The organism is Kitasatospora albolonga (assembly GCF_039535905.1).
Taxonomy (GTDB): Bacteria; Actinomycetota; Actinomycetes; order Streptomycetales; family Streptomycetaceae; genus Kitasatospora; species Kitasatospora albolonga.
In genome coordinates, this window is sequence record NZ_BAAAYB010000023.1 from 36,700 (window position 1) to 47,128 (window position 10,429).

Consider the following 10,429-nt stretch of genomic DNA (forward strand, 5'->3'; position numbering starts at 1 on the left):
GGGATTGCCAGGTGTGAATGTGGCCGAAATGAGGATTCGCCATGCTGGAGATCGGAATTCTGGGCTCGCTCCGCGTACACCGTGACGGCGGGGACGTCACCCCCTCCGCCCCCAAGCTGCGCCAGGTGCTCGCGCTGCTGGTGCTCAACGCCAACACCCTGGTCAGCGTCGACCAGCTGTGCGAGGAGCTCTGGGAGGACCGCCCCCCGCTGAGCGCCCTGACCACCCTTCAGACCTACATCTACCAGCTGCGCCGGCGGCTGCGGCTGGCCACCGGACAGACCGGGGCACCGTTCGCCTCCTGCCCGCCGAGCGGCCGCCCTGCCCTGCTCACCAGGGTCGGCGGCTACGAGCTCCAGCTGGAGGACAAACAGGCCGTCGACGCCTACCGCTTCGAGCAGTTGGTGGAGCGCGGCCGCGGCGAGCACCGGGCCGGCCTGGGCCGGCAGGCGGCCGACACCCTGGCCGAGGCGCTGGGGATCTGGCAGGGCCAGGCCCTGGTCGACGTGACCGGCAGCCGGCGGCTGGCCGCCTGGTCCACCCAGCTGGAGGAGCACCGCCGCAACGCGATGGAGCGGCGCTTCGCGATCGAGCTGGAGCTCGGCCGCCACCACGCGGTGCTGGACGAGCTGTCGACGGCCTTCCGGGCCCATCCGACCCACGAGGCCTTCGCCGACCAGCTGATGCGGGCCCTGCACCGGGGCGGCCGCCGCCCGGAGGCGCTCGACGTCTTCCGCACCCTGCGCACCCGCCTGGTGGACGACCTCGGGCTGGAGCCCTCGGCGGCGCTGCAGCAGCTGCACCAGGAGGTGCTGGCCGACCGCGGCCGACCCGCCGCCCCGCCCAGAAGCGGTACCGGGCGGCCGGTCCCGCAGCGGACCGCCCTGCTCAGCCCGGCCCAACTCCCGGCCGACGTCGGGGACTTCGTCGGGCGGCAGGAGGAACTCGCCGAACTCGAGGGATACTTAGGCGCCACCCGGCGGGCCGAGTCGGGCACCCGGGTGGTGGAGGTGCACGGCGCCCCCGGCGTCGGCAAGACCGCGTTCGCGATCCGCGCCGCGCACCGGCTGCGCCGGTACTTCCCCGACGGCCAGCTCTACGTCGACCTGACGGCGGTGGGCCACGGCACGGCCCAGCTCACCGAGGTGCTGGCCGCCGCCCTGGGCTCGCTGGGCCTGCGCCGCGACGAGTTGCCGACCGGGCTGGACGACCTCAGCCGGCTGCTGCGCAGCTGGACCGCCGACCGCAGGGTGCTGGTGGTGGTCGACGACGTGCTGGCCGCCTCCCAGCTGCGCGCCCTGATCCCCGGCGGCTCCGGGTGCGCGGTGATCGCCACCAACCGGTACCGGGCGCACAGCCTCGGCATGGGCCGCAAGGTGGTGCTGTCGGCGCTCTCCACCGACGACTCGCTGCGGCTGTACAACCGGGTGGCCGGCGGGCGGCACTGGCAGGACGAACCGGCCGCCGCGCACGAGCTGCTGCGGATGTGCGAGGGGCTTCCGCTGGTGCTCCGCGCGGTCGCGGCCCGGCTCGCGGCCCGGCCCGGCTGGTCGGCGGCCCGGCTGGCCGAACGGCTGCGCAGCAACCAGTCGGTGCTGCTCGGCCTGCCGGCCGGCACCCAGTCGCTGGCCGGCACCGTGGAGTCGAGCTACCGTCACCTGCCGGAGCCGCACCGGAAGTTGCTGCACCTGCTGGCCGAGCGCAACCGCCGGTGTTGGCGGGCGGACGACGCGGCCAAGCTGCTGTCTCGGCGAGCGGAGGACGCCGAGACCCTGCTGGAGGACCTGGTGGACGTGCACCTGGTGGACGAACTGCCGGTCAGCGCCGAGGACCGGGAGTCCGGGGCCGCCCCGGCGTACGCGGTGCCGCGGCTCACCCGGCACGCCCTGCTGCTGCTCCGGGGCGAGGAGGCCCCGCCCTCGGCACCGCGGCACGAGCCCGCCGGCACCGCCCTGCTGACCCACCCCGGCCTCGCCGGCTGACCCCCGCCCACCCGGCCCGCCCCTCCCCCGTCCGACCGATCCCGGCCCGTCACGCCTCCCCGGCGCGACGGGCCGCGGTGCGTCCCGGCCCGCTCCGGCCCCGCCCAGCGGCCTTCCAGGAGCCTTCGAGAGCGCCTCGATCACCGCCCACCAGCATGGGTCGGGTAGCGACGAGCAAGGAGGCACCGTGCATCGAACGCTGATCGTGGCGAGGATGGACCTCGCCGACGCCGAGGGCGTGGCGCAGGTCTTCGCCGACTCGGACGGCACCGAACTCCCCCATCTGGTGGGCGTGTCCAGGCGGACCCTGTTCGCCTTCCACAACCTGTACTTCCACCTGGTCGAGGCCGAGCAGGACATCGCGCCCAGGCTCTACCGGGCCCGGAGCCACCCGCGGTACCAGGAGATCAACACCCGGCTCGGCGAGTTCATCACCCCGTTCGACCCGAACTGGCGCGAGCCGAGGGATGCGATGGCCGTGCCGTTCTACTCCTGGACCCCGGACGGCGGTGCCGAGATCACCCGGCCGAACGGCGCCAACCTGGGCGGTGGCGCATGAGCGCCCCCGCGGTCAAGGTGGCGGTCGACACCGTCGAGGCGAACACCAAGCGCGGCGGCGACATCCGGGTCACCCTCAGCCCCCGTACGGTGGGCTGCCGTTCGGGCTTCGGCGGGCGGCTCACGCTGGCCCCGGGCGAGTACGTCACCGAGCACCTGCACCCGTACTCCGAGGAGTTCCTGCACGTGGTGCGGGGCCGGCTGGAGATGACGCTGGACGACCAGCCGGTGCAACTCACCGTCGGCGACTCGCTGTTGGTCCCGATCGGGGTCCGGCACCGGCTGGTCAACACCGGCGACGAGACGGCCGAGGCGGTCTTCCACCTCTCGCCGCTGGCCCCCCGGCCCGAGCTCGGTCACATCGACACCGAGCAGCCGCTGAACGCCGCCGCCGGCAATCCGGACGTGGGCGGCGCGGACGTGGGCGGCGCGCAGGCCGGAGGCGTGCGGTGACCCGACGGGCCGTCATCACCGGCGTCGGGGTGGTCGCGCCGGGCGGCATCGGCCGCAAGGCCTACTGGGACCTGCTCGCGGCGGGACGCACGGCCACCCGCAGGATCAGCCTGTTCGACCCCTCCGGCTTCCGCTCCCAGGTGGCCGCCGAGTGCGACTTCGACCCGCGCGCGGCCGGGCTCACCGCCCGGGAGGTCCGGCGGATGGACCGGGCCGCCCAGTTCGCCGTGGTGGCGGCCCGGGAGGCGGTGGCCGACAGCGGCCTCGACCTGTCCGGCGCGGACCCGGCCCGGCTGGCCGTCTCGGTCGGCAGCGCGGTCGGCTGCACGATGGGCCTGGAGGAGGAGTACACCGTCCTCTCCGACCAGGGCCGCGACTGGCTGGTGGACCACAGCTACGGCGTCCCGCACCTGTACGGCTACATGGTGCCCAGCACGCTGGCGGCCGAGGTGGCCTGGCAGGTCGGCGCCGAGGGGCCGGTGGCGCTGGTCTCCACCGGCTGCACCTCGGGCCTGGACTCGATCGGCCACGGCGTGCAGCTGATCGAGGAGGGCAGCGCCGACGTGGTGCTGGCCGGAGCGACCGACGCCCCGCTGTCGCCGATCACCCTCGCCTGCTTCGACGCCATCAAGGCGACCACCCCGAGCAACGCCGACCCGGAGCACGCCTCGCGGCCCTTCGACGGCCGGCGCGACGGGTTCGTGCTGGGCGAGGGCTCGGCGGTGCTGGTGATCGAGGAGGAGGCGGCGGCCCGTCGCCGGGGCGCCGAGGTGTACGCGGAGGTGCTCGGCTTCGCCGGGCGCAGCAACGCCTTCCACATGACCGGGCTGAAGCCGGACGGCCGGGAGATGGCCGAGGCGATCCGGGTCGCGCTGGACCGGGCCGGGACCGATCCGTCCGCCGTCGACTACGTCAACGCGCACGGCTCCGGCACCAAGCAGAACGACCGGCACGAGACCGCCGCCTTCAAGCGCAGTCTCGGGCCCCGGGCCCACGAGGTCCCGGTGAGCTCGATCAAGTCGATGATCGGTCACTCCCTGGGCGCCATCGGCTCCCTGGAGATCGCCGCCTGCGCGCTGGCGCTGCGCCACCAGGTGGTGCCGCCGACCGCCAACCTCACGGTGGCCGATCCCGAGTGCGACCTGGACTACGTGCCGGTGACCGCGCGCGAGCACCGGATGGACCGGGTGCTCAGCGTGGGCAGCGGGTTCGGCGGCTTCCAGACCGCGATGGTGCTCGGCCGGCCGGGCACGGGGGTGGTCCGGTGAGCGCCTCGGGGCTCGGCACCGGGCGGCCCGGCCGGGCCGTGGTGACCGGGATCGGCGTGGTGGCCCCGACCGGGATCGGCGCCCGGCAGCACTGGGAGTCGGTGCTCGCGGGCAAGAGCGGCCTCGGCCGGATCACCCGCTTCGACACCACCGGCTACCCGGTCGGCGTGGCCGGCGAGGTGCCCGGCTTCGCCACCGCGGAGCAGGTGCCTGGCCGGCTGGTCCCGCAGACCGACCGCTTCACCCACTTCGCGCTGGCGGCCGCGGCGGCCGCGCTGGAGGACGCCGGCGCCGATCCGGCCGCGCTGCCCGAGTACGAGATGGCGGTGGTGAGCGCGAGCTCCTCCGGCGGCACCGAGTTCGGACAGCACGAGATGGAGCGGCTGTACCAGCGCGGCCCGTCCTGGGTGACGGCCTATCAGTCGATCGCCTGGTTCTACGCGGCGACCACCGGCCAGGTCTCCATCCGGCACGGCATGCGCGGCCCCTGCGGGGTGCTCTGCTGCGAGCAGGCCGGCGGCCTGGACGCGCTCGGGCAGGCCCGGCGGCTGCTCTCCTCCGGCTCGCGGCTGGTGCTCAGCGGCGGCACGGACGCCTCGCTCTGCCCGTACGGACTGGTGGCCCAGCTGTCGGCCGGCGGGCTCTCCACCGAGGACGACCCGGCCCGCGCCTACCTGCCCTTCGACCGGGCCGCGACGGGCTTCGTCCCCGGGGAGGGCGGCGCCTTCCTGGTGGTGGAGAGCGCCGCCGGGGCGGCCGGGCGCGGCGCCCCGCACTACGGCGAACTGCTGGGCTACGCGGCCGGGTTCGACCCGCCGCCGGGCTCCGCCCGTCCGCCGGTGCTGGCCGCCGTGATCCGGCGCGCGCTGGCCGACGCCGGGCTGGCCGCCGAGGCGGTGGACGTGGTGTTCGCCGACGCCTCCGGCCGGCCGGAGCAGGACCTGGCCGAATCCCGGGCGATCACCGAGGTGTTCGGCCCCGGCGGGGTGCCGGTGACGGCGCCGAAGACCCTGACCGGCCGGCTCTACGCCGGCGGCGCGGCGCTGGACACCGCCACCGCCCTGCTGGCACTGCGCCACGGACTGGTCCCGCACACCGCGGGCCCGCTCCGCCCGGCCCCCGGCCACGAGATCGACCTGGTGCTGGACCGCCCCCGGCCGACCGCACCGCGCACCGCCCTGGTGCTGGCCCGCGGCCACGGCGGCTTCACCTCCGCGCTGCTGGTCGGCGCCGGTGACGGCCCGCATCCCACGACATGACCCGAGACGACGAAAGGCGGCCGCTGATGGCCCAGTTCACGGTGGAGGACCTGCTGCGGATCCTGCGCGAGGGTGCCGGCACGGACGAGCGGAGCGCTGCGGACGGGAGGGACCTGACGGACGTGCCGTTCAGCGAGCTGGGCTACGACTCGCTGGCCCTGCTGGAGCTGGCCGGCCGGGTGGAGCGGGAGTACGGCTTCCGCATCCCGGACGGCGAGGTGGAGCAGAAGGAGACGCCCCGTCAGGTGGTCGACTACGTCAACGCACGGCTCGCCGGGGCGGTGCGCTGATGGCCGGGCACACCGACAACGCGATCACCATCGACGCCCCGATGGAGCTGGTCTGGGAGATGACCAACGACGTGGCCGGGTGGCCGCGGCTGTTCAGCGAGTACGCGAGCGCCGAGATCCTGGAGCTGGACGGGGACACCGTGCGGTTCCGGCTCGCGCTCCACCCGGACGAGAACGGCACGGTCTGGAGCTGGGTCTCCGAGCGGACCCCGGACCCGCGCACCCGCACCGTGCGGGCCCGCCGGATCGAGACCGGCCCGTTCCAGCACATGGACATCCGCTGGGAGTACGTCCAGCAGGCCGACGGCGTCCGGATGCGCTGGCTGCAGGACTTCGCGATGAAGCCCGGCGCCCCGCTGGACGACGCCGGGATGACCGACCGGCTGAACCGCAACACCCTGGTCCAACTGCGGCTGATCAAGGCCAAGGTGGAGGCCGCCGCCCGGGCCGGCTCGCAGCTGTCCGGCCGCCGGTTCCTGGTCACCGGCGGCACCCGGGGCATCGGCCGCGGCATCGTGCTGGCCGCCGCCCGGGCGGGCGCCGACGTGGTGACCTGCCACCGGCGCCGGGACGAGGCCGTCGGCTCGCTCGAAAGGGAACTGGCCGCCACCCCGGGCAAGCACCGGGTGCTGCGCGCCGACGCCTCCGACGAGCGGGACGTCGAGCGGCTGCTGGACGAGTGCGACGCCGGCCTCGGCGGGCTGGACGTGGTGGTCAACAACGCCGGCGCGTTCCGGCCGGTGCCCTACCGGGACCTCGACCCCGCCGAGTGGGCGGCCACCGTCCAGGGCAACCTGACGGCCACTCACCTGGTCACCCGGCGCGCGCTGCCGCTGCTCGGTCCCGGCTCCTCGATCGTCAACCTCGGCTCCACGGTGACCGGGATCGGGATGGCCGGCGGCGCCCACTACACCGCCGTCAAGGCCGGCCTGGTCGGGCTGACCCGCTCGCTGGCCCGCGAGCTCGGACCGCAGGGCATCCGGGTCAACACCGTCTCCCCCGGCCGGATCGCCACCGAGGCACTGGACGAGCTCCCCGCCGAGGAGGCCGAGCGGCAGCGCCGGCTGTTCGCCTCCTTCACCGCGCTCGGCCGGCTCGGCACCGTCGAGGACATCGCCCGGCTGGTGCTCTTCCTCGGCAGCGAGCACGCCTCGTACATCACCGGCCAGGACATCCACGCCGACGGCTGCGTCTGACCCCACCCAACGCCCCCGCCCCACCCGACCCCGGCCCGCCGGACCCGATCCGTCCGGCAGGCCTCAGGAGGAGATCCCGATGGAATTCGCACTGCACGGCAAGAAGATCCTGGTCACCGGCGGCACCCGCGGCATCGGCCGCGGCATCGTGCTGGCCGCCGCCCGGGCCGGCGCCGACGTGCTCACCTGCCACCGCCAGGAGGGCGAGGCGGTGGACAGCCTGGTCCGGGAGCTCAAGGAGACCCCGGGCGAGCACCACGTGATCCGCGCCGACCTGGCCCGGATCGAGGAGGGTGGACCGGCTGGCCGCGCTCGCCAGGCAGCACTACGGCCGCCTCGACGGGGTGGTCAACAACGCCGGCGTGATCAGCCACGTCCCGTTCGCCGAGCTGCCCGCCGACGAGTGGGTCCCGGGTCATCGACACCAACCTGACCGCCGCCTACCGGGTGATCCAGCAGACCCTGCCGCTGCTCGGGGCCGGCTCCTCGGTGGTCAACATCGGCTCCCGGGGCGCGGCCGCCGGCATCCCGCTGCGGGCCCCCTACAACCGCCGCCAAGGCGGCCATGACCGGGCTGACCCGCTCGCTCGCCAAGGAGCTCGGCCCGCGCGGCATCCGGGTCAACGTGGTGGCGCCCGGCGTGATCGAGAACCGAGGCCTTCGAGGCCATGCCGCCGACCGTGCCGAGGGACGCTGCGGCCACCTACTGCGCAGAAGACCCTCGCTGGCCCGGCTCGGCACGGTGGCCGAACTGGCCGCCCCCGTGCTCTTCCTGCTCAGCGACCTGTCCGGGTACGTCCACCGGCGAGACCCTCAACGTGGACGGGGGCATCTGATGGCGAGCAGGTGTTCCGGGTGATGCTGCGGATGCAGATCAACCCCGGCATGGAGGGCGACTTCGAGCGGGTCTGGCGCGAGGTGGGCGACTCGGTCACCGACCACCCGGCCAACCTCGGCCAGTGGCTGTCCCGCAGCGCCGAGGAGAGCGGCGTCTACTGGATCGTCAGCGACTGGACCGACGAGCCCAGGTTCCGCGAGTTCGAGACCAGCGACCGGCACCTGACGCACCGGCAGAAGCTGCACCCGTACCGCAGCGCCGGCTCGATGACCACCATGCACGTGGTCGCCGCGCTGGCCGGCGCGCGGCCGGCGGCGCGCCGCGTGACGGCCGGCAGCCGTCGAGGTGGTGCCTGTACCACCCTGAGCGACGACCCGGCGGCCGTGCTGACGGCGTACCACGAGTCCAGCCGCCGGATGGCCGGCACCCCCGGCCTGCTCGGCAACCGGCTGCTCGGCGCGCCCCGCCGCCCGGACTGCTTCGTGGTGGTCAGCCGCTGGCCGACTGGGAGGCCTTCGAGCGCTGGGAGGGCGGAGCCCGGCACCGTGACCAGACCGCCCCGCTGCGCCCCTTCCGCGACACCGCCCCGCGAGCGGGCCCGTTCGAGATCTACCGAGAGCTCGCCCAGCGTACGGCGCGGCCAGCCGCGAGCCCGGACCCGACAGGAGCCAGCGCATGACCCACCCGGCCACCCCGGCGGCGCCGCTCGACCTCTCACGCCCGCGCCTTCCCACCAGGACCCGTACGCCGTCCTCGCCGAACTGCGCTGAGGCGGCGGGGGCCGTCCCGGTGCTCACCCCCAACGGACTGCGCACCTGGCTGGTCACGCCGCTACGAGGACGCCCGCGCACTGCTCGCCGACCCGCGCGCTGAGCAAGGGACATGCGGGTCGGCTTCAGCTGGTCCCGAAGAACTTCGCGGACCCGGCCGCGCGGAGGCGTTCCTCCGGGAGGCGGGCGAACGCAGCCAGTTCCCGCAGGAGTTGAGCGCGCACATGCTGGACAGCGACCCGCCGGACCACACCCGGCTGCGCCGCCTGGTGGGCCGGGCCTTCACCGCCCGCCGGGTCGAGTCGCTGCGGCCCCGGATCACCGCCCTGGTGGACGAGCTGCTGGACGGCCTCGCCGGGCAGGACCGGGTCGAGTTGATGGAGGCGCTGGCCTTCCCGGTGCCGTTCAACGGTGATCTGCTGGCTGCTCGGGGTGCGCCGGACGACCGGGCCGAGTTCCGCCGCTGGTCCAACCTGCTGGTCTCCGGCGCCCGGCGCACCGAGGAGGTCCGGGACGCCAACGTGGCGATGATCGGCTACCCTCCGGGCGCTGATCGCGGCCAAGCGCGCGGCGCCCGCCGACGACCTGCTGAGCGATCTGGTGCACGCCGAGGAGGAGGGCGAGCGGCTGGCGGCCGAGGAGCTGGTCCCGATGGCCTTCCTGCTGCTCGTCGCCGGGCACGAGACCACCGTCAACCTGATCGGCAACGGCACCCTGACCCTGCTCCACCCACCCCGCGCGCCGCGGCCCGGCTGGCCGCCGACGCCTCGCTCTGGCCCGCCGCGGTCGAGGAGTTCCTGCGCCACGACGGGCCGGTCTCCAACGCCACCTGGCGATTCACCACCGAGCCGGTGAAGGTCGGTGACGTGCTCATCCCGGAAGGCGAGTTCGTCACCATTTCACTGGCCGCGGCCGGCCGCGACCCCGGCCCGTCACCAGGACCCGGACCGCTTCGACCTCGACCGGCCGAACACCGCCGGCCTGGCCTTCGGCCACGGCATCCACCACTGCCTGGGGCGCCCCGCTGGCCCGGCTGCAGGGGCAGATCGTGATCAGGCCGCTCTCTCGAGCGCTCCACCAGCGCCTGCGGACTGGGCCAAAAGGGGACCGGCGAGAGCTGCGCCACCAGCAAGAGCGCTGAATTCGATGCGCGGCCTGGAGGAGCTCCCGCTCCATCTCGCCTGACGGCCCGCACCCCTACGGCCGCACTCACGCACCAGGAGTAGACTACCATGGCACGTCCCACACGGGCACCGCCGAGGTGGACATCGACGCCCCGAGCATCGCCCGGGTCTACGACACTGGATCGGGGGCACCACAACTTCCGGTCGACCGCGAACTCGCGAGCGGGTCTCGGCGGCAACCCCGACTGTTCCGCACCCTGCGGGCCAACCGCGCCTTCCTGCGCCGCTCGGTGCGGGAGCTGTCCGACCTGGGCGTACCGTCAGTTTCTGGACATCGCGGCATCCCGGCCGAGGGCAACGTCCACGACGTCGCCCTGGCCGCCCACCGGACAGCACCGTGGTCTACGTGGACATCGACCCGTCGCGGTCGCCCACGGCCGGGCCATCCTGGCCGAGGAGCCGCGGGCCGCCGTCTTCCAGGGCGACCTCTACGAGGCCGAGCGGAATCCTGACAGCCCCGGAGACCCTGGACTGATCGACTTCGACCGGCCGGTCGCCGCTCTGCTGCTCGCCGCCGTCCTGCACTTCGTCCCCGACGGGGACGACCCGCTGAAGCTGATCCGGCAGTACACCGACCGGCTGGCGCCCGGCAGTTACCTGGTGCTCTCGCACGCCGGCGCGGACCAGGTGC

13 protein-coding genes and 2 pseudogenes are annotated in these 10,429 nt (G+C 74.5%); all 15 read left to right on the forward strand.

The features are described 5' to 3' along the window. The first annotated feature begins 41 nt into the window (after positions 1 to 41). Positions 42 to 1,982, forward strand: a complete 1,941-nt coding sequence (locus ABD946_RS06280; protein WP_345280896.1) for an AfsR/SARP family transcriptional regulator — start codon at positions 42 to 44, stop codon at positions 1,980 to 1,982. Positions 1,983 to 2,169: 187 nt separating this feature from the next. Further along, positions 2,170 to 2,541, forward strand: coding sequence for a TcmI family type II polyketide cyclase (locus tag ABD946_RS06285; protein ID WP_345280898.1), 372 nt, complete (start codon positions 2,170 to 2,172; stop codon positions 2,539 to 2,541). Beyond that, on the forward strand, positions 2,538 to 2,993 hold the full coding sequence (locus ABD946_RS06290; protein WP_345280900.1) for a cupin domain-containing protein: 456 nt from the start codon (positions 2,538 to 2,540) through the stop codon (positions 2,991 to 2,993). Before ABD946_RS06285 ends, ABD946_RS06290 begins: the two co-directional genes overlap by 4 nt. After that, positions 2,990 to 4,261: a beta-ketoacyl-[acyl-carrier-protein] synthase family protein gene (locus tag ABD946_RS06295; protein WP_345280902.1), complete on the forward strand. Its 1,272-nt coding sequence runs from the start codon at positions 2,990 to 2,992 to the stop codon at positions 4,259 to 4,261. Before ABD946_RS06290 ends, ABD946_RS06295 begins: the two co-directional genes overlap by 4 nt. Next, complete coding sequence (locus tag ABD946_RS06300) at positions 4,258 to 5,520, forward strand: ketosynthase chain-length factor (RefSeq protein ID WP_345280904.1); 1,263 nt, start codon at positions 4,258 to 4,260, stop codon at positions 5,518 to 5,520. Before ABD946_RS06295 ends, ABD946_RS06300 begins: the two co-directional genes overlap by 4 nt. Positions 5,521 to 5,546: 26 nt before the next feature. After that, on the forward strand, positions 5,547 to 5,810 hold the full coding sequence (locus tag ABD946_RS06305) for an acyl carrier protein (protein WP_345280906.1): 264 nt from the start codon (positions 5,547 to 5,549) through the stop codon (positions 5,808 to 5,810). Next, positions 5,810 to 6,262, forward strand: a pseudogene (locus tag ABD946_RS06310) (SRPBCC family protein); the annotation flags it as partial. The gene ABD946_RS06305 and the pseudogene ABD946_RS06310, both read left to right, overlap by 1 nt. Before the next feature lie 21 nt (positions 6,263 to 6,283). Next, positions 6,284 to 7,006 (forward strand): annotated as a pseudogene (locus ABD946_RS06315) (SDR family NAD(P)-dependent oxidoreductase); the annotation flags it as partial. Positions 7,007 to 7,085: 79 nt separating this feature from the next. Then, entirely contained in the window at positions 7,086 to 7,439 is a 354-nt protein-coding gene (locus ABD946_RS06320) for an SDR family NAD(P)-dependent oxidoreductase (RefSeq protein ID WP_345280908.1), read from the forward strand. Beyond that, the gene (locus ABD946_RS06325) at positions 7,351 to 7,575 is read left to right on the forward strand and encodes a hypothetical protein (protein WP_345280910.1); all 225 of its coding nucleotides are present in this window, start codon (positions 7,351 to 7,353) and stop codon (positions 7,573 to 7,575) included. Before ABD946_RS06320 ends, ABD946_RS06325 begins: the two co-directional genes overlap by 89 nt. Beyond that, complete coding sequence (locus ABD946_RS06330; RefSeq protein ID WP_345280912.1) at positions 7,572 to 7,865, forward strand: SDR family oxidoreductase; 294 nt, start codon at positions 7,572 to 7,574, stop codon at positions 7,863 to 7,865. The genes ABD946_RS06325 and ABD946_RS06330 overlap by 4 nt, the downstream gene beginning before the upstream one ends. Next, entirely contained in the window at positions 7,865 to 8,614 is a 750-nt protein-coding gene (locus ABD946_RS06335) for an antibiotic biosynthesis monooxygenase (RefSeq protein ID WP_345280914.1), read from the forward strand. The genes ABD946_RS06330 and ABD946_RS06335 overlap by 1 nt, the downstream gene beginning before the upstream one ends. Before the next feature lie 224 nt (positions 8,615 to 8,838). Further along, positions 8,839 to 9,666 carry a cytochrome P450 family protein gene (locus ABD946_RS06340; protein WP_345280916.1) on the forward strand — a complete coding sequence of 276 codons (828 nt, stop codon included), beginning with the start codon at positions 8,839 to 8,841 and terminating at the stop codon, positions 9,664 to 9,666. Between the two features lie 209 nt (positions 9,667 to 9,875). Continuing rightward, the gene (locus tag ABD946_RS42450; RefSeq protein ID WP_425558531.1) at positions 9,876 to 10,250 is read left to right on the forward strand and encodes an SAM-dependent methyltransferase; all 375 of its coding nucleotides are present in this window, start codon (positions 9,876 to 9,878) and stop codon (positions 10,248 to 10,250) included. Next, the coding region (locus ABD946_RS42455; RefSeq protein WP_425558532.1) for an SAM-dependent methyltransferase at positions 10,186 to 10,429 on the forward strand (244 nt) is incomplete at its 3' end. The genes ABD946_RS42450 and ABD946_RS42455, both read left to right, overlap by 65 nt.